The sequence below is a fragment of the Streptomyces sp. URMC 127 genome (assembly GCF_051386535.1).
In the GTDB taxonomy this organism is placed as follows: domain Bacteria; phylum Actinomycetota; class Actinomycetes; order Streptomycetales; family Streptomycetaceae; genus Streptomyces.
In genome coordinates this window covers 1-22161 of sequence record NZ_JBPQTW010000113.1, presented here as the reverse complement: position 1 = coordinate 22161, position 22161 = coordinate 1, and the positions used below count along the sequence as shown (strand labels likewise).

Below are 22161 nucleotides of genomic sequence, written 5' to 3'. Positions count from 1 at the left end.
GGGGTGGCGGGGGTGGCGCCGTGAGTGTGCGCCGGGTCATCGCGACCCTTCTGGCACGGCTGGTGCCGTGCGACACGGCCAGGAACGCAACCAGCGACACGACGAGCAACACAACGAGCAAGCGGGCGATCGAGGAGATGCAGTGAGCGTCACAGCAGCACAGGGCTTCACGGCGGCGGGCATCGCCGCCGGGATCAAGGAGAACGGCAGCCCCGACCTGGCCCTCGTGGTCAACCAGGGGCCGCGTCTGGCCGCTGCGGGCGTGTTCACGGCCAACCGTGTGAAGGCGGCGCCGGTGCTGTGGTCGCAGCAGGTCGTCAAGGGCGGTCAGGTCTCCGCTGTCGTCCTGAACTCCGGTGGCGCCAACGCCTGTACCGGTCCGGAGGGTTTCCAGGACACGCACGCCACCGCGGAGAAGGCCGCCGAGGTGCTGGGGCACAGCGCGGGCGAGATCGCGGTCGCCTCGACCGGTCTGATCGGGGTGCGGCTGCCGATGGACAAGCTGCTTCCCGGGATCGAGAAGGCCGCGGCCGCGCTCTCCGCGCACGGCGGTGAGAAGGCGGCCATTGCGATCAAGACGACCGACACCGTCCACAAGACCGCCGTCGTCCAGAGCGAGGAGGGCTGGACGGTCGGGGGGATGGCCAAGGGGGCGGGGATGCTCGCTCCGGGCCTGGCGACCATGCTGGTGGTCCTGACCACCGACGCCGATGTCGACTCCGACGGTCTCGACGCGGCGCTGCGTGCTGCGACGCGGACGACGTTCGACCGGGTCGATTCCGACGGGTGCATGTCGACCAACGACACGGTGCTGCTGCTTGCCTCGGGTGCCTCCGGCCTCACGCCCGCCCAGGACGCCTTCGCCGAAGCCGTCCGCGCCGTGTGTGATGACCTTGCGCGTCAGCTGATCGGGGACGCGGAGGGGGCGAGCAAGGACATCCGGATCGAGGTGATCAACGCGGCCAGCGAGGACGACGCCGTCGAGGTCGGGCGGTCCATCGCCCGTAACAACCTCCTCAAGTGTGCGCTGCACGGTGAGGACCCGAACTGGGGTCGTGTGCTGTCCGCGATCGGCACGACGTCCGCGGCGTTCGATCCGGACCGGCTCAACGTGGCGATCAACGATGTCTGGGTGTGCCGCAACGGCTCCGTCGGCGACGACCGCGACCTCGTCGACATGCGCTACCGGGAGGTACGGATCACCGCCGACCTCGCCGAGGGCTCCGAGACCGCCGTCATCTGGGCCAACGACCTCACCGCCGACTACGTCCACGAGAACAGCGCCTACTCCTCATGACGACCACGGACAGCGCGGGCACGACCCGCAAGCACACCGCCCTGCCCAAGGCCCGCATCCTCATCGAGGCGCTGCCCTGGCTGACGCGCCATCACGGCAAGACCGTCGTCATCAAGTTCGGCGGCAACGCCATGGTCGACGACGAGCTCAAAGCCGCCTTCGCCCAGGACGTCGTCTTCCTCCACCACGCCGGGCTGCGCCCCGTCGTCGTGCACGGCGGCGGCCCGCAGATCAGCGCCCAGCTCGACCGGCTCGGCCTCGTCTCCGAGTTCAAGGCCGGCCTGCGCGTGACCACCCCGGAGGCCATGGACGTCGTCCGCATGGTCCTCGCCGGGCAGGTGCAGCGCGAGCTCGTCGGGCTGCTCAACGAGCACGGCCCGCTCGCCGTCGGCATGACGGGCGAGGACGCCCACACCATGACCGCCACGAAGCACTACGCCGAGATAGACGGCGAGCGCGTCGACATCGGCCGCGTCGGCGAGATCACCGCCATAGACACCGGGGCCGTCCAGGCCCTCCTCGACGACGGGCGCATCCCCGTCATCTCCTCCGTCGCCCGCAGCGCCGACGACGCCGACGCCCACGGCGTCTTCAACGTCAACGCCGACACCGCGGCCGCCGCCCTCGCCGCGGCCCTCGGCGCCGAGACGCTCATGGTCCTCACCGACGTCGAGGGCCTGTACGAGGACTGGCCGCACAGCGACGAGGTCATCAGCCGGCTCACCGCGAGCGAGCTGGAGGCGCTGCTCCCGGACCTGGCGAGCGGCATGGTCCCCAAGATGGAGGGCTGCCTGCACGCCGTGCGCAACGGCGTCACCACGGCCCGCGTGATAGACGGCCGCGTCCAGCACTCGATCCTGCTGGAGATCTTCACGGACGAGGGGATAGGCACCATGGTCGTCCCCGATCCGGTGGCAACGGGAGAGGAAGGACGGAAGCCGTGAGCAACGCGGAACTCACCGAGCGCTGGCAGGGCGCCCTGATGGACAACTACGGCACCCCGCGCGTCCCCCTGCTCCGCGGCGAGGGCAGCACGGTCTGGGACGCCGACGGCAAGGCGTACCTCGACCTCGTCGGCGGCATCGCCGTCAACGCCCTCGGCCACGCCCACCCGGCGGTCGTGCGGGCGGTGTCGGAGCAGATCGCCACCCTCGGCCACGTCTCCAACCTCTTCGCCGCCGAGCCGACGGTCGCCCTCGCCGAGCGGCTCCTCGCCCTCGCGGGCCGGCCGGGGCGCGTGTACTTCGCCAACTCCGGCGCGGAGGCCGTCGAGGCCGCCTTCAAGATCGGGCGGCGGACGGGGCGGCCGCACATGGTCGCCGCCACCGGCGGCTTCCACGGCCGCACGATGGGCGCGCTGGCGCTGACTGGCCAGCCCGCCAAGCAGGACCCGTTCCTGCCGCTGCCCGCCGGCGTCACCCACGTCCCCTACGGGGACGAGGAGGCGCTGCGGGCGGCCGTCACCACCGACACCGCACTCGTCGTGCTGGAGCCGATCCAGGGCGAGGGCGGCGTCGTCGTCCCGCCCCCGGGCTACCTGGCCGCCGCCCGCGAGATCACCCGCGCCACCGGAACCCTCCTCGTCCTGGACGAGATCCAGACAGGTATCGGCCGCACGGGCCACTGGTTCGAGCATCAAGCACAGGGCGTCGAGCCCGATGTCGTCACCCTCGCCAAGGGCCTCGGCGGCGGCCTGCCCATCGGCGCGACCCTCGCCTTCGGCGCGGCCGCCGACCTGCTGACGCCCGGTCAGCACGGCTCGACCTTCGGCGGGAACCCCGTCGCGTGCGCCGCCGCGCTGGCCGTCATCGACACGCTGGAGACCGAGGGGATCCTCGCCCGCGTGGCGGCGGCGGGGGAGCGGCTGCGTGACGGGATCGCTGCGCTCGGCCACCCCCTCGTCGACCGCGTCCGTGGCGCGGGCCTGCTGCTGGGTATTGTCCTTTCCGAGCCCCTTGCACCGAAGGTGCAGCAGGCAGCACAGGACGCCGGCCTTCTGGTGAACGCGGTCGCACCCGACGTGGTGCGTTTGGCCCCGCCGCTGGTCATCACCGAAGATGAGGTGGAAACGTTCCTCCGGGCACTGCCGGGTGTCCTGGACGCCGCTGCTCCCGGGGAACGACGAAGCGGAGACTGACGAGACGATGACCCAGGCGCAGGAGCCGGAGCCGTTCCACGGCGGACAGGCCGTACCGCAAACCCGTACCGCCCGCCACCGCCGGATCGTGGACATCCTCGGCCGGCAGGCGGTCCGGTCGCAGAGCCAGCTCGCCAAGCTGCTCGCCGACGACGGCCTGTCCGTCACCCAGGCGACGCTCTCCCGCGACCTCGACGAACTGGGCGCGGTCAAGATCCGCAACACCGGCGGCGAGCTGATCTACGCCGTCCCCTCCGAGGGCGGCGACCGCACGCCCCGGGCCCCGCTCGGCGAGTCCGCCACCGAGGCCCGCATGGCCCGCCTGGCGGGCGAGCTGCTGATCTCGGCGGAGGCCTCCGCCAACCTCGTCGTCCTGCGCACGCCGCCGGGCGCCGCCCAGTTCTTCGCGTCGGCGATCGACCAGGCCGGCGTCCACGAGATCATCGGCACCATCGCCGGCGACGACACGGTGATGCTCATCAGCCGCGACCCCAAGGGCGGCCAGGCCCTCGCGGACCACCTCCTGAGGCTGGCTCAGAAGGAGCGCTGACGGGCCGTCCGGATGCCTCCGGACGCGCCCGGACGCGTGAACTCGCCGCAGGCGTGGGCAGGATGACGAGGGGCGCGGGCGTCCGCCTCGTGAACACCGGCCCAACAGCAGGCATGGGGCGAGGGAGGACACATGCTGGCGATCCGCGCGGCGAAGCTCTTCGACGGGATAGGCCCGGCGAGCGTCGAACGGCCCGCGGTGCTGGTGGAGGGCGGGCGGATCGCCGCAGTGGTGCCCGGCGCGAGCGTGCCCGCCGGGGCCCGGCTCGTGGACCTGGGCGAGGCGACGCTGCTCCCCGGGCTGGTGGACACCCACGTCCACCTCGCCTTCGACGCGAGCGAGGACGTCGTGGGGCGGCTGCGGCGCGCCGGCGACGAGGAGCTGCTCGACCGCATGCGCGCCGCGGCCCGCGCGACCCTCGCCGCGGGCGTGACGACCGTCCGCGACCTGGGGGACCGGGGATATCTGGCGCTGCGCATCCGGGAGGAGACCGCCAAGGACCCCACGGCCGGGCCCACCGTGCTCGCCTCCGGCCCGCCGCTGACGACCGCCCGCGGCCACTGCTGGTTCCTCGGCGGCCGGGCCGAGGGCGTCGACGGCATCCGGGCTGCCGTACGGGAGCGGGCCGCGCGCGGCGTGGACGTCGTGAAGGTGATGGTGACCGGCGGCGACCTCACCCCCGGCTCGGACCCCTTCCACGTGCAGTACGACCACGCCGAGCTGCTCGCCGCCGTGCGCGAGGCCCACCGGCACGGGCTGCCGGCCACCGCGCACGCACACTCCGCGGCCGGCATCGCCGACGCCGTGGCCGCCGGCTTCGACATGGTCGAGCACTGCTTCTTCGTCACCGAGCTCACCGGCGACAGCGCCGAGGACGACCCGGGCGTGGACTTCGACCGGCGGGTGCTCGACGACATGGTGCGCCTCGGCGTGGTCGCCTCCCTCACCCTGGGCTCCCTGCCCGGCGGCCCGCCGCTCCCGCCGCGGATCGCCCGCCGCATCCCCGGCCTCGTCGCCGGGCTGGCCGCGATGCGCGAGGCGGGCGTGGGCGTGGTGTGCGGGAGCGACTCGGGGATCTTCCCGGTCAAGGCCCACGGCAGCCATCCGTACGGCATCGCCGCCATGGTGGAGATGGGCTTCACCCCGCTGGAGGCGCTCCGCGCGGCGACCTCGGCCGCGGCCCGCGCCTGCGGCGTCGCCTGCCGCAAGGGCTGCATCGCCCCCGGCTACGACGCGGACCTCGTGGCCGTCGCCGGGGACCCGCTCGCCGACATCACGGCCGTGCACGCGGTGACCGCGGTCTTCCGCGAGGGGACACGGGTGGCCCGGGGGTAGCCCGCCCCGCTCCGCGCGGCGCCGGGGAGGGCCCGGAAACGACGGAAGCCGCTCCCTCGCTCAGCGAGGAAACGGCTTCCGACCTGCGATGATTCGCTGGTCGGGACGGCGGGATTTGAACCCACGACCCCTTGACCCCCAGTCAAGTGCGCTACCAAACTGCGCCACGTCCCGGTGCCCGTCCCTCCCGGGTTTCTCCCCGGTCGGGCGCGCACCAAGAAAATATCCTGTTTGGCGCCGTGATCCAAATTCGGGGTCCGGAAGCCCGCACGCGTGACCGGGCTGTCACACAAAGCAACCCGCGGAAGCCGTTGACGAACCATACGGTGGAGTGCATAGTTATACCCATCAGCGAATGCATCGTAAGGAGAAACCCGTGACCGAGCGCGTCGTACTCGCCTACTCCGGCGGCCTGGACACCTCCGTCGCCATCGGCTGGATCGCCGAGGAGACGGGCGCCGAGGTCATCGCCGTTGCCGTGGACGTCGGCCAGGGCGGCGAGGACCTGGACGTCATCCGCAAGCGCGCGCTCGCCTGCGGTGCGGTGGAGGCGGAGGTCGCCGACGCCAAGGACGAGTTCGCCGAGGAGTACTGCCTCCCGGCGATCAAGGCCAACGCCCTCTACATGGACAAGTACCCGCTGGTCTCCGCGCTCTCCCGGCCCACGATCGTCAAGCACCTCGTGGCCGCCGCGAAGAAGCACGGCGCGACCACCGTCGCCCACGGCTGCACCGGCAAGGGCAACGACCAGGTGCGGTTCGAGGCCGGCATCTCCTCCCTCGCCCCCGAGCTGAAGTGCATCGCCCCCGTCCGGGACTACGCGATGACGCGGGACAAGGCCATCGCCTTCTGCGAGGCCAAGGGGCTGCCGATCGCCACCACAAAGAAGTCGCCGTACTCCATCGACCAGAACGTCTTCGGGCGGGCCGTGGAGACCGGCTTCCTGGAGGACATCTGGAACGCCCCGATCGAGGACGTCTACGACTACACCGCCAACCCGGCCACCCCTCGCGAGGCCGACGAGGTGATCATCACCTTCGAGCAGGGCGTCCCGGTGGCGATCGACGGCAAGCCCGTCACCGTCCTGCAGGCGATCCAGCAGCTCAACGAGCGGGCGGGCGCGCAGGGCGTCGGCCGGCTCGACATGGTCGAGGACCGGCTCGTGGGCATCAAGTCCCGGGAGATCTACGAGGCGCCCGGCGCCATCGCGCTGATCACCGCCCACCAGGAGCTGGAGGCCGTCACGGTCGAGCGCGAGCTCGCCCGGTACAAGCGGCAGGTCGAGCAGCGGTGGACCGAGCTGGTCTACGACGGCCTGTGGTTCTCCCCGCTCAAGCGGGCCCTGGACGGCTTCATCGCCGAGGCCAACGAGCACGTCTCCGGCGACATCCGGATGACGCTGCACGGCGGCCGGGCCGTCGTCACGGGCCGGAAGTCCGAGAAGTCGCTCTACGACTTCAACCTCGCCACGTACGACACGGGCGACACGTTCGACCAGTCGATGTCCAAGGGCTTCATCGAGATCTTCGGCCTGTCGAGCAAGATCGCCGCCAAGCGGGACCTGGCCGTCTGACCTGCGGCCGGCCCTCCCGACGTCCCTCCGCCTCCCCGGCCCGCCGCGGCCGGGGAGGACCCCAGCCCCGCGCCACGCAGAGGAGCAGCACGATGACCACGGGCCCGCAGAGCCAGGCCGCAGGCGGCGACGTACGTCTCTGGGGCGGTCGGTTCGCCGACGGGCCCGCCGAGGCCCTCGCCGCGCTGTCCGCCTCCGTCCACTTCGACTGGCGGCTCGCCCCGTACGACATCGCCGGCTCCCGCGCGCACGCCCGCGTGCTCCACAAGGCCGGACTGCTCACCGACGACGAGCTCCAGCGGATGATCGACGGCCTGGGGCTGCTGGAAGCCGACGTGGCCGCCGGCACCTTCACGGGCACCGTCGCCGACGAGGACGTGCACACCGCCCTGGAGCGCGGCCTGCTGGAGCGGCTCGGCCCCGACCTCGGCGGCAAGCTGCGCGCCGGGCGGTCCCGTAACGACCAGGTCGCCACCCTCTTCCGGATGTACCTGCGCGACCACGCCCGCATCATCGGCGGGCTGATCGCCGACCTCCAGGAGGCGCTCGTCGGCCTCGCCGAGGCGCACCCGGACGTCGCCATGCCGGGGCGGACGCACCTGCAGCACGCCCAGCCCGTGCTCTTCGCCCACCACGTGCTCGCGCACGTCCAGGCGCTGTCGCGGGACGCCGAGCGGCTGCGGCAGTGGGACGAGCGCACGGCCGTCTCGCCGTACGGCTCGGGCGCGCTCGCCGGGTCCTCCCTCGGGCTGGACCCGGAGGCGGTCGCCGCCGACCTCGGCTTCGAGCGGGGCTCGTCCGGCAACTCCATCGACGGGACGGCCTCGCGGGACTTCGTCGCGGAGTTCGCCTTCATCACGGCCATGATCGGCGTCGACCTGTCGCGGATCGCCGAGGAGGTCATCATCTGGAACACGAAGGAGTTCTCCTTCGTGACCCTCCACGACGCCTTCTCGACCGGCTCGTCGATCATGCCGCAGAAGAAGAACCCGGACATCGCCGAGCTGGCCCGCGGCAAGTCCGGGCGGCTCATCGGCAACCTCACCGGCCTGCTCGCCACCCTCAAGGCCCTGCCGCTCGCCTACAACCGCGACCTGCAGGAGGACAAGGAGCCGGTCTTCGACTCCTGCGACCAGCTGGAGGTCCTCCTGCCGGCCTTCACCGGGATGATGGCCACCCTCACGGTCAACCGCGCCCGGATGGAGGAACTGGCCCCCGCCGGTTTCTCGCTGGCCACCGACATCGCCGAGTGGCTCGTCAAGCAGGGCGTGCCGTTCCGTGTGGCGCACGAGGTGGCGGGGGAGTGCGTCAAGGAGTGCGAGGCCGCGGGCATCGAGCTCGACGAGCTCACCGACGAGCAGTTCGCCGCCATCTCGCCGCACCTGACGCCCGAGGTCCGCTCGGTCCTGAGCGTGCCCGGCGCGCTGGCCTCGCGCAGCGGGCGCGGCGGCACCGCGCCCTCCGCGGTCGCGGTCCAGCTGGGTGAGGTCAAGGCCGACCTCGCGGTCCAGCGGGAGTGGGCGGAGGCGAAGCGGGGCTGACGCAGCCCTGATGCCCGATCCCTGAGACGTCGGCAACCCGAATGAGACATCCTCGTCTCATTCGGGTTATCGTCGTCCCATGAGTGTTGACCGGGACCATGTGCTGAGAGAGGCCGCCGCCCTGCTCACCCGCAAGGCGACCGCCTCCATGGACGAGATCGCCAAGGCCGCGGGGATCGGCCGCGCCACCCTCCACCGCCACTTCGCCGGGCGCGACGCGCTCGTACGCGCCCTGGAGGAGCTGGGCATCGAGCAGTTCGGGCAGGCCCTGGACGCGGCCCGGATCGAGCAGGGCGACGCTGCCGGGGCCGTCCGCCGCCTGATCGACGAGGCCGAGCCCGTCGCCGGCATGCTCGCCTTCCTCTTCACCGAGAACCAGCTGTACGAGAACGGCACCAACGAGGGCTGGAACCGCCTCGACGCCCGGGTCCAGGAGCTCTTCCGGCGCGGCCAGGAGGAGGGCGCCTTCCGCCTCGACCTCACGCCCGCCTGGCTCACCGAGGCCCTCTACGGCCTGATCGGCACCGGCGCCTGGGCCGTCCAGGACCGGCGCGTGGCCGCCAAGGACATGCCCCGCATGGTCGCCGAGCTGCTCCTCGGCGGCGCCGAGCGAAGGGCCGGGACCGAGCGGAGGATGAAACGGTGACCGGTACCACCGGCGGCCCGCTGACCGCGGAGGCCCCCGCCGAGACGCCCCGCCCCGGACGCTGGCTCGCGCTCGCGGTCCTCGCCCTGGCCGTCCTGCTCGTCGCCGTCGACGCGACCGTCCTCGGCCTCGCGACGCCCTTCCTCAGCGAGGACCTGCGCCCCTCCGGCACCCAGCTGCTGTGGATCGGCGATGTCTACTCGTTCGTCATCGCCGGCCTGCTCGTCTCCATGGGCAGTCTCGGCGACCGCATCGGCCGCAAGAAGCTCCTGCTCAGCGGCGCGGTGGCGTTCGGCGCGGTGTCCGTGCTGAACGCGTACGCCACCAGCCCCGAGATGATGATCGCCGCCCGGGCCCTGCTGGGCGTCGCGGGCGCGACGCTGATGCCCTCCACGCTCGCCCTCATCCGCAACATCTTCCACGACCCCAAGGAGCGCAGCCTGGCCATCGGCATCTGGGGCGCCATGGCCTCGGCGGGCGCCGCGGTGGGGCCCGTCGTGGGCGGCTTCCTGCTGGGCCACTTCTGGTGGGGCTCGGTCTTCCTGATCAACCTGCCGGTGATGGCCGTGCTGGTGCTCGTCGGCATCAAGCTGCTGCCCGAGTCCCGCGACCCCTCGCCCGGCCCGTGGGACCTGCTGAGCGTGGCCCTGTCCATGGCCGGCGTCATCGCCGTCGTCTACGCGATCAAGGAGGGCGCGACGCACGGGCCGCGCTGGGACGTGGCCGCGGCGGGCGCCGTCGGCGTCGCGGCGCTGGTGTGGTTCGTCCGCCGCCAGCTCACGCTGGCCTCGCCGCTGCTGGACATGCGCCTCTTCCACAACCGGGGCTTCTCCGGCGCGGTGCTGGCCGACCTGCTGACCGTCCTCGGCCTGTCCGGCATGGTCTTCTTCCTGTCGCAGTTCCTCCAGCTCGTCCAGGGGCGCAACCCCCTGGAGGCGGGGCTCGCCGAGCTGCCGGCGGCGGTCGGCGCGGTCGTGGCGGGGCTGCTCGCGGGGCGGGCCGCCCGGCGGTTCTCCGTGCGCTCGGTCGTGGCCGGCGGGCTCGCGGCCATCGGCCTGGCCCTCGCCGTGCTCGTCTGGCTGCAGTCCGGCACGTCCTACCCGCTGCTCGGCGCGGTCCTGCTGGTCGTCGGGGTGGGCGCGGGCTTCTCCTTCACCGTCACGGCCGACGTGATCCTCTCCAGCGTGCCCAGGGAGCAGGCGGGCGCCGCCTCGGCCGTCTCGGAGACGGCCTACGAGCTCGGCGCCGCGCTCGGCATCGCGCTCCTCGGCTCGATCGTCACCGGCGTCTACCGGGACTTCACCGTCCCCGGCGGCGTGCCGGCGGCGGCCGCGGGCGAGGCCCGCGAGTCCCTCGGCGGCGCCGTCGAGTCGGCGGCCGCCCTGCCGCCCGCCCAGGGCGCGGACCTGCTCGCCTCCGCGCAGGAGGCCTTCGTGGAGGGCCTGCGGATCGCCTCCGGCGTCGGCGCGGTGGTGCTGCTGGCGACGGCCGCCGCCGCGTGGTTCCTGCTGCGGGGGCAGAAGCTGGAGGAGGGGTACGGCGGCTGATCCGCTGCGTGGGTACGGCAAGCCGGCCCGCGTACGGGTACGGCAAACGGAACCGCGCTCACCGCATTGAGCCGGATAGAGCTCACATGAGCAAAGCGCACGACGGGCCGGGGCGGCAAGCCCCGGCCCGTGTGACATACGTCGAAAACAAGTCCCCTTGACGTGATCCTGATGTCCCGGCGACGATCACGACCATCGGTCGGCATTGCCGAACGTGGTTCGGTTCAAGTCGGCGGCCCACCCCGCCGTCCCGTTGCCAAAGGACACCCCCCATGCGCCTCCGCAGAACGGTCAGACTCCTGCTCGCCGCCGCGGCCACCGCGGCCCTGGGCCTCACCGGCCTCGCCGCCTCCCCGGCCTCCGCCTCCGTCCTGGACATCCCGCCGAAGGGTGCCAACGACTGGTCGTGCAAGCCGGATTCGGCGCACCCGGAGCCCGTCGTGCTGGTCAACGGCACCTTCAAGCTCATGGCCGAGAACTGGTCCGCGCTCTCCCCGAAGCTGAAGGAGGCGGGCTACTGCGTCTTCGCCTTCAACTACGGCAACGGGGAGACCGCCCCCATCCCGCAGGCGGCCGCCGAGCTGCGCGACTTCGTGGAGGCCGTGCGGGGCGCCACGGGCGCGAAGAAGGTCGACATCGTCGGCCACAGCCAGGGCGGCATGATGCCGCGCTACTACGTGAAGTTCCTGGGCGGCGCGGACAAGGTCGACGACCTCGTCGGCATCGTGCCGTCCAACCACGGCACGAAGAACCCCCTCGCGATCGCGGCCGGCTGGACGATCTGCCCGTCCTGCACCGACCAGCGCTGGGGCTCGGACCTGATGAAGAAGCTCAACGAGGGCGAGGAGGCGCCGGCCGGGCCCGACTACACCGTCGTCACCACGCGCTACGACGAGGTCGTCATCCCCTACACCAGCGCCCTGCTCAGCGGCCCGGCCGAGCGCGTCACCAACGTCGTCCTGCAGGACAAGTGCAAGCTCGACCTCTTCATGCACGACCAGGCCACCAAGGACCCGGTCGTCGCCCAGTGGGTCCTGAACGCACTGGGACGCAAGGGACCGGCCGACCCGGCCTTCCACCCCACCTGCATCAGCCTGGGCTAGGCGGCGCCGCTCCCGAAGCGGCCGCCGGCCGGTGATCGGCCGGGTGCGACCGGGTGACGTGGCGTCAGGCGGCCTTGGAGGCCCTGGCCTTGGTCGCGTAGACGTCCACGTACTCCTGGCCCGACAGGCTCATGACCTCACTCATCACCTCGTCGGTGACGGCACGCAGGATGTAGCGGTCGCGGTCCATGCCCTCGTAGCGGGAGAAGTCCAGCGGCTCGCCGAAGCGCACCGTGACGGGGGCGAGGTGCAGCATCCCCTTGCCGCCCGGCTGGACCTTGTCCATGCCGATCATCGCGAACGGCACCACCGGCGCGCCCGTCATCAGCGCGAGGCGGGCGATGCCGGTGCGGCCGCGGTAGAGACGGCCGTCGGGGGAGCGGGTGCCCTCGGGGTAGATGCCGAAGACCTTGCCCTCGTCGAGGATCCGGCGGCCGGTCATCAGGGCCGCGACACCGCCGTGGCCGCCGTCGCGGTCCACCGGGATCATGCCGGAGCTGCGGAAGAACCAGGCCATGAGCCGGCCCTTGACCCCCTTGCCCGTGACGTACTCGTCCTTGCCGATGAAGAACACCTGCCGCTTGACCACCAGGGCCAGGAAGAGCGAGTCGACGAACGTCACGTGGCTGCCCGCGAGGATGACCGGCCCGCTTCCGGGGATGTTCTCCGTGCCCTCCACCTTGGGGCGGTACAGGACGCGCATGAGCAATCCGAGGAACGCCTTGAGCAAGATGCGGGACAACGGGGCCCTCCGGTCGTGGTGGTCGGTGCGGCGCATGCCTGCGCAGGGGCTGACCATACTCGCCGGTATGGCCCGCGCGCACCCCGGGTAGGGGGTGGCGATACGGAGTGTTGACGTGAGTTTGCACGCCGTTTGTCTTTCGTCTTCACAGACGGAAGTCGTACGTGTTTACGATCTGCGCGTCCGACAGGCGCCCGACCGGCGCCGGGACCCGCAAGCAGCAAGGAGCGTTCATGGATCAGGAGCAGCGGCCGGGCAGGCGCACCCTTCTGGGGGCCGCCGCGGCCCTCGGAGCGGGAGCGGTCGTCCTCGGCGGCGGCGCGGGCACGGCGGCGGCCGCGGCCGCCGCCGCCCCGGCGACGCGGGGCCACGGCGGCGGCCCGGCGGGCGGGTCGTACAAGGACCTGCCGGTGCCGACCGTCATCGGGCACCGGGGCGCGTGCGGCTACCGCCCCGAGCACACCCTCGGCTCCTACCAGTTCGCCCTCGACAACGGCGCGGACGTCATCGAGCAGGACGTCGTCCCCACCAAGGACGGGCACCTCGTCTGCCGGCACGAGAACGACATCACCGCCACGACGGACGTCGCCTCCCGCCCCGAGTTCGCCTCCCGCAGGACGACGAAGACCGTCGACGGCGAGGCCCACACCGGCTGGTTCACCGAGGACTTCACGCTCGCCGAGCTCAAGACGCTGCGCGCCAAGGAGCGCATCCCCGGCAACCGGCAGCACAACACCCTCTACGACGGCGTGTGGCAGGTGCCCACCTTCGAAGAGGTCCTGAAGTGGGCCGACGAGCAGGGCCGCAAGCGCGGCCGGCGCATCTGGCTGCACGTCGAGACCAAGCACCCCACCTACTTCCGCAAGGCCGGCCTCGGCCTGGAGGAGCGGCTCGCCAAGCTGCTGCGCCGCTACAACCACTCGGGGCGCAACGCCTACACCTTCCTGCAGTCCTTCGAACCGAGCAGCCTGCAGCGGCTCGGCCGGCTGGGCGTCGACTGCCCCAAGGTGCTGCTGCTGGACGACCTCACGACGCAGCCGTGGGACTTCGTCGAGGCCAAGGACCCGCGGACGGTGGCCGACCTCATCACGCCCAAGGGCCTTAAGTGGGTCTCCGGCTTCGCCCAGGGCATCGGCCCCTGGCTGAACTTGATCATCCCGCGGGACAAGAACGACAAGCTGACCAAGCCGACGACGCTCGTCCGCGACGCGCACGCCGCGGGGCTGATCCTGCACCCGTACACCATGCGCAACGAGAACAGCTTCCTGCCGGCGGACTTCCGGCGCGGCACCGACCCCAACGGCTACGGCGACGCGCTCGCGGCGTTCAAGACGTACTTCGCGACGGGGATCGACGGCATCTTCTCGGACAACTGCGACAGCGCGGCGCTTGCGCGGGACGCGTTCCTGAAGGGCTGACCCCCTGAGGCCGGTCCGGCACCGCCGGGCACGTCCGTGGGACATCCCGCCGTTGCGGCGGCAACAATGGTTCTGCCGGTGCAGAACCTGTTGCCGCCGCAACGGCGCCACCCGGACGGGTGATAACCCGCAACACCGGCAACCGGCGCGGCAAGCGCACACGTCACGCACCGCATGACGCAGAGCGATCTCCTGACCCGGCTGAGTCCCCTGCTCAAGGCGGAGTGCGCCGCCGAGGCGGCCGCCGTCGCCGGGACCGACGCCGCCGATCTCGAACAGAGCGTCTGGCTGCGGCTGCTCAGCGACGGCCGCACCATCGTCTCCGCGGGCCGCCTGCGGGCGACCGTCCGGGCCGAGGCCCGCGCCGAGCGCCGCCGCGCCCGGCGCGAGGTGCTCTACGACCCCACGCACGGCGAGCCGCCGGGCGGCCCCGACACGGGTGTCGAACAGCAGGTGCTCGCCGCCGAAGAGGGCAGGGCACTGCGCGCCGCCGTGCGCCGCCTGCCCGGCCGGTGCCCCCGTCTGCTGGCGGCCCTGCTGTCCCGGAAGGACCCGACCTACCGGGAAATCGCAGGCGAGTTGGGAATGTCACAAGGATCTTTGGGGCCCGTACGTTCCCGTTGCCTGGGATGCCTGCGCAGAATGCTGACGGCGGAGGTTGCGGCTCCTGAACCCCGGGGAAAGGAGCGGTAGACGGCCGGCGCCACGGAGGCGACGTGCACCCGCGACGGCTCCTGCCAGGGCGGATCAGGGCGAACCGAACCGAAAAAGGGGAGGCGTGGGCACATGGGCATGAGCGTGACCATCTCTGCGGCGACCGATCACGACGCCGAGCAGATCCTCAAACTCCAGTACCTCTGCTATCAGGGCGAGGCCGAGCTCTACGGCGACTACTCCATCGCTCCGCTCACCCAGACCCTCGCCGAGCTGCGCGGCGAACTGGCGGCGGGCTGCGTGCTCGTGGCCAGGCTGGGCGAGGAGGTCGTGGGCTCGGTGCGCGGCGCGGCCGGACCGGACGGCACGGCGGTGATCTCGGGGATGATCGTGCACCCCCGCATGCAGCGGCACGGCCTGGGCGGGCGGCTGCTCGCCGCGGTCGAGGCGCGGCTGGCGGCGCAGGGCGCCACCCGCTTCCGGCTCGCCACCGGCCACCGCAACGAGGGCAACCTGCGCCTGTACCGCAAGTGGGGGTACGCGCAGGTGTCCACCGAGCAGGTCACGCGCAAGCTGACGCTGGTGACGCTGGAGAAGGAACCGGCGGGGGAGGCGCCCGCGGAGCCGGTGCCCGGCGCCCGAGGGGGAGCCGCCGAAGCGGCGCTCGCGACGAGCCGTTAGCCGGCCTGTGGCTGCGCCGCGCGGCGCAGCCACACCATCGCGGTCACCGGCAGGATGACCGGGATGAAGAGGTAGCCCATGCCGTAGTCCGACCAGACGGTGGCGTCGGGGAAGGACGAGGGCGCGACGAGCGTCCACGTGCCGACGACGAGGACGCCGGCCAGCTCGGCGGCGCAGCACACCAGGGCCGCCCTGCGGGCCGCGGGGCCGCCGCGGACGAGGGAGTACGTGATGAAGGCGTACACCACGGCGGCGACGGCGGACAGCACGTAGGCCAGGGGCGCCCGGCCGAAGTCCAGGATCATCTGGACGACCGAGCGGGAGGCGGCGGCGACGGTGAAGACGCCGTAGAGCCACACCAGCAGCCGGCCGGGCCCTTCGCCGAGGTTGAATCCCGGCTTCGCGGAGGTGGTCGGTTCGGTCACGGTCAGCCTCCCCAGATGTCGTAGAGCCGCACTTCGAGCACGGCGAGGATGACGCCGCCGGCGGCCACGGTGGCCGATCCCCAGCGGGTCCGCTCGGCGAGCGACATGAAGCCCGCGGCGGGGACGGCCGCGGCCGAGCCGATGAGATAGGCCAGGAAGATGGCGGTGCCCTGCTCGGGCTTGTCGCCGCCGGCCAGCCGCACCACGCCGACGACGAGCTGGGCGACCGCCAGGACGGTCACCACGGCCATGCCGATGAAGTGCCAGTCCTTGGTGGACTGGTCCCGGGAGAAGGCGAAGCCGCACCAGGCGGCCAGCGCGAGGGCGGTCACGCCGACCGCGAGCGTCAGTGCGTCGATCACCGTGGCCACCGCGCTGCCGGGGCGTGCGGATGGGGCTGGACAAGCATGGGACGACTTTAATGGCCCGTCGCGGGGACGCCGCGCTCGCCCCCGCGGCGGGCGCCGCCGGGTCGTGGCCTTGACCACACCGGGAGCGCGCGGCGCGCGGAGGAGGGACGCGCGGCAATGGATCTCCGGGTACGTCCGCGCAGGTCACCGGCGGTCGCCGAGTGGCTTGAAGATCACTTACGGGTGGGTGGTGCGTCCACGTACCGGCCACTCACGTCCGCTATTCGGACAGGCTTGGCCGACTCGCACGCCTGTCTGTTTTACTTCCTGCATGACCACGACGAGCAGCCGCACCTGTGCGACCGAGGCGATGACGACGCCCGGCGCTGCTCGTTGCATGTGTCGAATGTGTGACCGCTGAGGGCCCCCGTTCCGTGCCTCGCGCCCCGAAGCGAGACCCGTAGAGCCCGCGTCCCGTGTCCCACCGGACCGGACGGCTCCGCCCAGCGTCACCAGGATCCCCCGAAGCCGCGACCCGCTCGCGCCCGCCGGGGCACCCTATGCCGCGCTCCGCAATGAATGCCCGTGCCCGGCCCCCTCACCGCCGCGCACTCGACAGTGACGGAAACCCCTGTGATCACCACTACGGGCCTGACAAAGGTCTACCGCTCACGCGGCCGCGAGGTCACCGCCCTCGACGGCGTCGACCTCCACGTGCGGGAGGGCGAGGTGTACGGCGTCGTCGGTCAGAGCGGCGCCGGCAAGTCGACCCTCATCCGCTGCGTCAACCTCCTGGAGCGTCCCACCACCGGCACGGTCACCGTGGCGGGCCAGGACCTCACCGCCCTCGCCGGGCGCGGCAACCGCGCCGGGGCCGAGCTGCGCAAGGCGCGCAGCCGCATCGGCATGGTCTTCCAGCACTTCAACCTGCTGTCCTCGCGGACCGTGCAGTCCAACATCGAGCTGCCCCTGGAGATCCTCGGCGTCTCCGGCAAGGAGCGCGAGCGCAAGGCCCTCGAACTGCTCGACCTCGTCGGCCTCGCCGACAAGGCCAAGGCCTACCCCGGCCAGCTCTCCGGCGGCCAGAAGCAGCGCGTGGGCATCGCCCGCGCCCTCGCCGGCGACCCCAAGGTGCTGCTCTCCGACGAGTCGACCTCCGCGCTCGACCCGGAGACCACCCGCTCCATCCTGCAGCTGCTGCGCGACCTCAACCAGCAGCTCGGCCTGACCGTCCTCCTCATCACCCACGAGATGGAGGTCGTCAAGACGATCTGCGACTCCGCGGCCCTGATGAAGGGCGGCCGCGTCGTGGAGTCCGGCACCGTCTCCGAACTCCTGGCCACCCCCGGCTCCGAGCTCGCGGCCGAGCTCTTCCCGGTCGGCGGCGAGCCCTCCGGCCCGGACCGCACCGTCGTGGACGTCACCTTCCACGGCGACGCCGCGACGCAGCCGGTCATCTCCCAACTCTCCCGTACGTACAACATCGACATCTCGATCCTGGGCGCCGCAATGGACACCGTCTGCGGCAAGCAGGTCGGCCGGATGCGCATCGAGCTGCCCGGCCGCTTCGAGGAGAACGTCGTCCCCATCGGCTTCCTGCGCGAGCAGGGGCTGCAGGTGGACGTCGCCGACGTGCAAGAACCGGCTCCGGCCGGCGCGCTCCTGAAGGATGGTGCCAAGTGACCTGGGCCGAGATGCAGCCCCTGCTGCGCGACGCGTGTCTCGACACCCTCTTCATGGTGTGGTGGTCCACCGTCTACACCATCCTCGGCGGCCTTCCGCTGGGCATCCTGCTGGTCCTCACCGACCGCGGCGGCCTGCTGCAGAACGTCGTGGTCAACAAGATCGTCGGTGTGGTCGTCAACCTCGGCCGCTCGCTGCCCTTCATCGTCCTCATGGTGTGGCTGATCCCCTTCAGCCGCTTCGTGGTCGGCACCTCCATCGGGCCCAGCGCGGCCGTCGTGGCCCTCGCCATCGGCGCGATCCCGTTCTTCGCCCGGCTGGTGGAGACCGCGCTGCGCGAGGTCGACCACGGCCTCGTCGAAGCCGTCCAGTCCATGGGCGGCGGCACCTGGACCGTGATCTTCAAGGTGCTGCTCCCGCAGGCGCTGCCCTCCGTCATCGCCGGCCTGACCACCACCGTCATCGCCCTCATCGGCTACTCCGCGATGGCCGGCGCAGTCGGCGGCGGCGGCCTCGGCAACCTGGCCATCGTCTACGGCTACCAGCGCTCCGAGACCGACCTGATGAACATCACCATCGTGCTGCTCATCGTCATCGTCACCCTCGTCCAGCTCGCCGGCGACCTCGTCGTACGGACCCTCGCCCGGCGCGGCGGACGGCAGGCGGCCCCCGTGGGGCTGCGCCGCCTGTGGGCCCCCGCCCGGGTCGCCGCGAAGCCCGTGGCGACCGTCCCGGCCCAGGCCGAGGCGCCGGAGGCCGTCAAGTCCTCCTGAACCCCAAGACTTCCTGATCGGAGCTGATCAGGCCTGGCACCGAGGGGCTCTTCGCCCCTCACCGCAGAACCACGAGCCCGGACCCTTTGCCGGGCGCAACACCTCGTGAACCCAGGAAAACCAGAAAGAGGGGCACTCTTCGTGCGTACCACCGTCAAGCTCACCGCCGCCCTCGCGGCCGCCGCCGCGCTCACCCTCGGCCTGAGCGCGTGCAGCGCTCCGTCCGACACCTCCTCCTCCGGCAGCTCGTCGAAGAAGGGCAAGGACGCCGACCCGGCGGCCAAGCTCGTCGTCGCCGCCAGCCCGACCCCGCACGGCGACATCCTCAACTACGTCCGCGACAACCTCGCGGAGAAGGCCGGCCTGAAGCTGGAGGTGAAGGAGTTCAACGACTACGTGCTCCCCAACACCGCCACGCAGAACGGCGAGGTCGACGCCAACTTCTTCCAGCACAAGCCGTACCTCGACGACTTCAACAAGAAGAACAAGACGGACATCGTCCCGGTCGTCAACGTCGAGATCGAGCCGCTCGGCCTGTACTCCGAAAAGGTAAAGAAGGCCGGCGACCTCGGCAGCGGCGCCACCATCGCCGTGCCCAACGACGCCACCAACGAGGGCCGCGCCCTGAAGCTGCTGGCCGACAACGGCGTCATCGTCCTCAAGGACGGCGTCGGCGCCGCCGCCAAGCTGTCGGACATCAAGGACGACAAGGGCATCAAGTTCACCGAGCTCGAGGCCGCGCAGATCCCCTCCCGCCTCGCCGACGTCGACGCCGCCGTCATCAACGGCAACTTCGCCATCGGCCACAAGCTCAACCCGGCCAAGGACGCCATCGCCCTGGAGAAGGCCGACGGCAACCCCTACGCCAACTTCCTCGCCGTGAAGAAGGGCAACGAGTCCGACCCGCGCGTCGAGAAGCTCGCGAAGCTCCTCAACTCCGACGAGGTGAAGAAGTTCATCGAGCAGAAGTTCAGCAACGGTGCCGTCCTCCCCGCCTTCGGCGCCGTGAAGGGCTGACCCCGGCCGTCCCTTCCTCACCTTCCCTCACCACAACCGCCCCTGTGGCCCCAGGCCCCGCGCACGCGACGACGTGCGCGGGCCCGACGCGCTTGGCGCACGCACGCATCGATGCTGCATGCTGGTGCACCCGAGCCCGGACCGCCCCGTCCCGAGCCCACCTCCCCGGCGTTGGAGCAGCACATGACATCCACCTTCCCGGACATCTCCATCAGTACGGACCGGCTGGTGCTGCGCCCGTTCGAGGCCCAGGACGTGCCCGCGCTCGCCGAGATGATGAGCGACGAGCTCGTCACCGCCTGGACCTCCGTACCCCACCCCTACACCACCGCCCACGCCCGTGACTGGGCCCTGCGCGAAGCCCCCGCCGAGCGCACCTCCGGGCGCGGAATCGTCTTTGCGGTCACCGAGTTCCTCACCCACCGCCTCGTCGGCTGCGTCCACCTCCACCACACCGACTGGCGCGCCCTCTCCGCCGAGGCCGGCTACGTCATCGCCCCCTGGGCCCGCGGCGAGGGCTACGCCTGCGAATCCGTCCTCGCCGTCGCCGAGTGGCTCTTCAACGACCAGAAGTTCGAGCGCCTGGAGCTGCGCACCGCCGCCGACAACACGGCCTCCCAGCAGGTCGCCCAGAAGATCGGCTGCATCAGCGAGGGAGTGCTGCGCAACGCCTGGATAGGACGCGGCCGCACCGAGGACGGGAGCTGGACCGAGCTCCGCTCCGACCTCATCGTCTGGAGCCTCCTGCCCGAGGACCTCGACGAGCTGCGCGAACAGCCCGCCGGCGACCCCGGGTACGCCGGGGCCTTCCGCGACTGGTCCTGACGGACGGCCGGGTCCCGAAGCGGAGCCGGAAGGTCCGGACCAGCACGGGGTACGCTCACCCTGCCCGCCGACGGGCACCACCGCAGACCCACCGACAAGCCCAGGAGAATGACGACGATGGCCGACCGGGTCACGGTGATCGGGTGCGACGGCTCACCACTCACGGACGCGGCCCGCTCCGCCCTGGCCGCCGCCACCTTCGTGGCCGGCGCCGCCCACCACCTGGCGCTGCCCGAAGTGCCGCCCGCCGCCGAGCGCGTCCGCCTCGGCAGCGTCGACCTCGCCGCCCGCCGCATCGCCGGCCACCGCGGCTCCGCCGTCGTCCTCGCCGACGGCGACCCCGGCTTCTTCGGCGTCGTCCGCACCCTGCGCGCCCCCCAGCACGGGCTGGAGGTCGAGGTCGTGCCCGCCGTCTCCGCCGTCGCCGCCGCCTTCGCCCGCGCCGGCATGCCCTGGGACGACGCCCAGGTCGTCGTCGCCCACAGCCGCGACCTGCGCCGCGCCGTCAACGTCTGCCGCGCCCACCCCAAGGTCGCCGTCCTCACCTCGCCCGGCGCCGGCCCCGCCGAGCTCGCCCTCCTCCTCGGCGACGTCCACCGCACCTTCGTCATCTGCGAGGAGCTCGGCACCGAGCGCGAGCAGGTCACCGTCCTCACCTCCGACAAGGCCCCCGACCACCACTGGCGCGACCCCAACGTCGTCATCGTCATCGGCGGCAGCGGCGCCGGCGGCGGCTGGATCGCCGGCCGCGACCCCGGCTACCCGCCGGCCGTCCGCGGCTGGGCCCTGCCCGCCGACGCCTACGGCAGCGACCTCGGCGAGGGCGAGGCCCCCGAGCTGCGCGCCGCCCAACTCGCCCGGCTCGGCCCCCGCGTCGGCGACCTCGTCTGGGACATCGGCTCCGGCTGCGGCGCCGCCGCCGTCGAGGCCGCCCGCTTCGGCGCCGCCGTCATCGCCGTCGACCGCGACCCCGACGCGTGTGCCCGCACCACCGCCGTCGCCCGCCGCTACGGCGTCCAGCTCCAGGTCGTCCACGGCACCGCCCCCCAGGTCCTGGAGGACCTCCCCGAACCCGACGTCGTCCGCGTCGGCGGCGGCGGCCCCCCCGTCGTCGCGGCCGCCGCCGCCCGCCGACCCGAGCGCATCGTCGCCCACGCCGCCACCCGCGACGACGCCGAAGCCGTCGGCCGCGCCCTCGCCGAAGGCGGCTACGGCGTCGAGTGCACCCTGCTCCAGGCCGTGGAGCTCGACCCCGCCGCCTGGACCGAGCGCGAACGCTCCGTCGCCTTCCTGCTGAGCGGACGCCGCACCCACCTGTGATCCCCGGCGGGCCGGGCTGGGGGTAGGCTGGCAGATCGTTGTACCGCCCCTTCGGTGTCCGACACCACAGTCGCCAATGTCCCGAACGCGCCCTCCCCTTGGCGGGAGCACGGCAAGGTAGGGGCGGGCGGTGCACAACGTGCCGCGAGGCACGGACGCTCGTTCTTGACTATGGGCGTGAGCGGTTGGAAGGAGCACTACCGATGGGCGAGGGGTACGCATGACCGACACCGGCCAGTTCCCGGGCGAGGGACAGCCGGAGAACGCAGGCGCGCTGCCCGGCCACCCGTTCCCCACGGAGGCCGTAGCCCCTGCCGACCCCGGCGCCCCGGCCGCTCCGGCCGCGTTCACCTTCCTCGACCACGAGGACGGCACGGACGCCGACGGCGCCGACGAGGACGACCTCCTGCTGATGCCGGGCGCCCAGGGCGCGTGGATGGAACAGCCGGCCGTCCAGGGCGGCACGCACGAGAGCGGCGGGCGCGACACCGGCTCCGTCGACTACGGCGACGTCCGCACGCCCCCGGCGCCCGCCGCTCTCGTG

21 protein-coding genes, 1 tRNA gene and 1 pseudogene are annotated in these 22161 nt (G+C 72.2%); 19 read left to right on the top strand and 4 right to left on the bottom strand.

Annotated features, from left to right (window positions below; all coding sequences use genetic code 11):
• The first annotated feature begins 142 nt into the window (after window positions 1–142).
• From argJ to ACSNOH_RS21610, 5 genes are all read left to right on the top strand, one after another.
• Window positions 143–1297, top strand: a complete 1155-nt coding sequence (argJ, locus tag ACSNOH_RS21630) for a bifunctional glutamate N-acetyltransferase/amino-acid acetyltransferase ArgJ (RefSeq protein WP_436723065.1) — start codon at window positions 143–145, stop codon at window positions 1295–1297.
• Window positions 1294–2241, top strand: a complete 948-nt coding sequence (gene argB, locus ACSNOH_RS21625; RefSeq protein WP_436723064.1) for an acetylglutamate kinase — start codon at window positions 1294–1296, stop codon at window positions 2239–2241. The genes argJ and argB overlap by 4 nt, the downstream gene beginning before the upstream one ends.
• Window positions 2238–3434, top strand: coding sequence for an acetylornithine transaminase (locus tag ACSNOH_RS21620; protein ID WP_436723063.1), 1197 nt, complete (start codon window positions 2238–2240; stop codon window positions 3432–3434). The genes argB and ACSNOH_RS21620 overlap by 4 nt, the downstream gene beginning before the upstream one ends.
• Window positions 3435–3441: 7 nt before the next feature.
• Window positions 3442–3984, top strand: a complete 543-nt coding sequence (locus ACSNOH_RS21615) for an arginine repressor (protein WP_030365252.1) — start codon at window positions 3442–3444, stop codon at window positions 3982–3984.
• Window positions 3985–4116: 132 nt separating this feature from the next.
• Entirely contained in the window at window positions 4117–5319 is a 1203-nt protein-coding gene (locus ACSNOH_RS21610; RefSeq protein ID WP_436723062.1) for an amidohydrolase family protein, read from the top strand.
• A 97-nt stretch (window positions 5320–5416) separates the two neighbouring features.
• Here the strand turns inward: ACSNOH_RS21610 and ACSNOH_RS21605 are convergent.
• Window positions 5417–5493: transfer RNA gene (locus ACSNOH_RS21605), tRNA-Pro, on the bottom strand.
• Window positions 5494–5695: 202 nt separating this feature from the next.
• On the opposite strand from ACSNOH_RS21605, the gene ACSNOH_RS21600 reads away from it, so the two are divergent.
• From ACSNOH_RS21600 to ACSNOH_RS21580, 5 genes are all read left to right on the top strand, one after another.
• A complete protein-coding gene (locus tag ACSNOH_RS21600; RefSeq protein ID WP_436723061.1) occupies window positions 5696–6892 on the top strand; it encodes an argininosuccinate synthase in 1197 nt (398 codons plus the stop codon).
• Window positions 6893–6984: 92 nt separating this feature from the next.
• On the top strand, window positions 6985–8433 hold the full coding sequence (argH, locus tag ACSNOH_RS21595) for an argininosuccinate lyase (RefSeq protein WP_436723060.1): 1449 nt from the start codon (window positions 6985–6987) through the stop codon (window positions 8431–8433).
• A 79-nt stretch (window positions 8434–8512) separates the two neighbouring features.
• Entirely contained in the window at window positions 8513–9079 is a 567-nt protein-coding gene (locus ACSNOH_RS21590; RefSeq protein WP_436723059.1) for a TetR/AcrR family transcriptional regulator, read from the top strand.
• Entirely contained in the window at window positions 9076–10626 is a 1551-nt protein-coding gene (locus ACSNOH_RS21585; RefSeq protein WP_436723058.1) for an MFS transporter, read from the top strand. Before ACSNOH_RS21590 ends, ACSNOH_RS21585 begins: the two co-directional genes overlap by 4 nt.
• A gap of 272 nt (window positions 10627–10898) precedes the next feature.
• Window positions 10899–11729, top strand: coding sequence for an alpha/beta fold hydrolase (locus ACSNOH_RS21580; protein WP_436723057.1), 831 nt, complete (start codon window positions 10899–10901; stop codon window positions 11727–11729).
• Between the two features lie 64 nt (window positions 11730–11793).
• Here the strand turns inward: ACSNOH_RS21580 and ACSNOH_RS21575 are convergent, their stop codons facing one another.
• The gene (locus ACSNOH_RS21575) at window positions 11794–12471 is read right to left on the bottom strand and encodes a lysophospholipid acyltransferase family protein (RefSeq protein WP_436723056.1); all 678 of its coding nucleotides are present in this window, start codon (window positions 12469–12471) and stop codon (window positions 11794–11796) included.
• A gap of 233 nt (window positions 12472–12704) precedes the next feature.
• Here ACSNOH_RS21575 and ACSNOH_RS21570 point away from each other — a divergent pair, with 233 nt between their 5' ends.
• The 3 genes and pseudogenes from ACSNOH_RS21570 to ACSNOH_RS21560 form a co-directional block, all read left to right on the top strand.
• Window positions 12705–13889, top strand: a complete 1185-nt coding sequence (locus ACSNOH_RS21570; protein ID WP_436723055.1) for a glycerophosphodiester phosphodiesterase — start codon at window positions 12705–12707, stop codon at window positions 13887–13889.
• A gap of 174 nt (window positions 13890–14063) precedes the next feature.
• Window positions 14064–14582, top strand: coding sequence for a sigma-70 family RNA polymerase sigma factor (locus ACSNOH_RS21565; protein ID WP_436723054.1), 519 nt, complete (start codon window positions 14064–14066; stop codon window positions 14580–14582).
• Between the two features lie 72 nt (window positions 14583–14654).
• Window positions 14655–15224 (top strand): annotated as a pseudogene (locus ACSNOH_RS21560) (GNAT family N-acetyltransferase); the annotation flags it as partial.
• On the opposite strand, the gene ACSNOH_RS21555 reads toward ACSNOH_RS21560, so the two are convergent.
• Both ACSNOH_RS21555 and ACSNOH_RS21550 read right to left on the bottom strand, forming a co-directional pair.
• The gene (locus ACSNOH_RS21555; RefSeq protein WP_436723053.1) at window positions 15221–15649 is read right to left on the bottom strand and encodes a hypothetical protein; all 429 of its coding nucleotides are present in this window, start codon (window positions 15647–15649) and stop codon (window positions 15221–15223) included. The pseudogene ACSNOH_RS21560 and the gene ACSNOH_RS21555 sit on opposite strands and share 4 nt — an antisense overlap.
• A gap of 2 nt (window positions 15650–15651) precedes the next feature.
• Window positions 15652–16011: a hypothetical protein gene (locus ACSNOH_RS21550; RefSeq protein ID WP_436723052.1), complete on the bottom strand. Its 360-nt coding sequence runs from the start codon at window positions 16009–16011 to the stop codon at window positions 15652–15654.
• A 567-nt stretch (window positions 16012–16578) separates the two neighbouring features.
• Between ACSNOH_RS21550 and ACSNOH_RS21545 the strand changes: the two genes are divergently transcribed.
• The 6 genes from ACSNOH_RS21545 to ACSNOH_RS21520 form a co-directional block, all read left to right on the top strand.
• Entirely contained in the window at window positions 16579–17682 is a 1104-nt protein-coding gene (locus ACSNOH_RS21545) for a methionine ABC transporter ATP-binding protein (protein WP_436723051.1), read from the top strand.
• A complete protein-coding gene (locus ACSNOH_RS21540) occupies window positions 17679–18455 on the top strand; it encodes a methionine ABC transporter permease (protein WP_436723050.1) in 777 nt (258 codons plus the stop codon). The genes ACSNOH_RS21545 and ACSNOH_RS21540 overlap by 4 nt, the downstream gene beginning before the upstream one ends.
• 141 nt (window positions 18456–18596) lie before the next feature.
• Window positions 18597–19472, top strand: a complete 876-nt coding sequence (locus ACSNOH_RS21535) for a MetQ/NlpA family ABC transporter substrate-binding protein (protein ID WP_436723049.1) — start codon at window positions 18597–18599, stop codon at window positions 19470–19472.
• Between the two features lie 183 nt (window positions 19473–19655).
• The gene (locus ACSNOH_RS21530) at window positions 19656–20297 is read left to right on the top strand and encodes a GNAT family N-acetyltransferase (RefSeq protein ID WP_436723048.1); all 642 of its coding nucleotides are present in this window, start codon (window positions 19656–19658) and stop codon (window positions 20295–20297) included.
• Window positions 20298–20414: 117 nt separating this feature from the next.
• Complete coding sequence (gene cbiE / locus ACSNOH_RS21525) at window positions 20415–21617, top strand: precorrin-6y C5,15-methyltransferase (decarboxylating) subunit CbiE (protein ID WP_436723047.1); 1203 nt, start codon at window positions 20415–20417, stop codon at window positions 21615–21617.
• 220 nt (window positions 21618–21837) lie between these two features.
• Window positions 21838–22161: hypothetical protein (locus tag ACSNOH_RS21520; protein WP_436723046.1), on the top strand; the 324-nt coding region annotated here is incomplete at its 3' end.

Excerpts from the sequence above, each read along its gene's own strand:
- argB (WP_436723064.1), top strand. The coding sequence starts at position 1,294 with ATGACGACCACGGACAGCGCGGGCACGACCCGCAAGCACACCGCCCTG.
- ACSNOH_RS21615 (WP_030365252.1), top strand. The coding sequence starts at position 3,442 with ATGACCCAGGCGCAGGAGCCGGAGCCGTTCCACGGCGGACAGGCCGTA.
- ACSNOH_RS21610 (WP_436723062.1), top strand. The coding sequence starts at position 4,117 with ATGCTGGCGATCCGCGCGGCGAAGCTCTTCGACGGGATAGGCCCGGCG.
- argH (WP_436723060.1), top strand. The coding sequence starts at position 6,985 with ATGACCACGGGCCCGCAGAGCCAGGCCGCAGGCGGCGACGTACGTCTC.
- ACSNOH_RS21590 (WP_436723059.1), top strand. The coding sequence starts at position 8,513 with ATGAGTGTTGACCGGGACCATGTGCTGAGAGAGGCCGCCGCCCTGCTC.
- ACSNOH_RS21580 (WP_436723057.1), top strand. The coding sequence starts at position 10,899 with ATGCGCCTCCGCAGAACGGTCAGACTCCTGCTCGCCGCCGCGGCCACC.
- ACSNOH_RS21570 (WP_436723055.1), top strand. The coding sequence starts at position 12,705 with ATGGATCAGGAGCAGCGGCCGGGCAGGCGCACCCTTCTGGGGGCCGCC.
- ACSNOH_RS21565 (WP_436723054.1), top strand. The coding sequence starts at position 14,064 with ATGACGCAGAGCGATCTCCTGACCCGGCTGAGTCCCCTGCTCAAGGCG.
- ACSNOH_RS21545 (WP_436723051.1), top strand. The coding sequence starts at position 16,579 with ATGCCCGTGCCCGGCCCCCTCACCGCCGCGCACTCGACAGTGACGGAA.
- ACSNOH_RS21530 (WP_436723048.1), top strand. The coding sequence starts at position 19,656 with ATGACATCCACCTTCCCGGACATCTCCATCAGTACGGACCGGCTGGTG.
- cbiE (WP_436723047.1), top strand. The coding sequence starts at position 20,415 with ATGGCCGACCGGGTCACGGTGATCGGGTGCGACGGCTCACCACTCACG.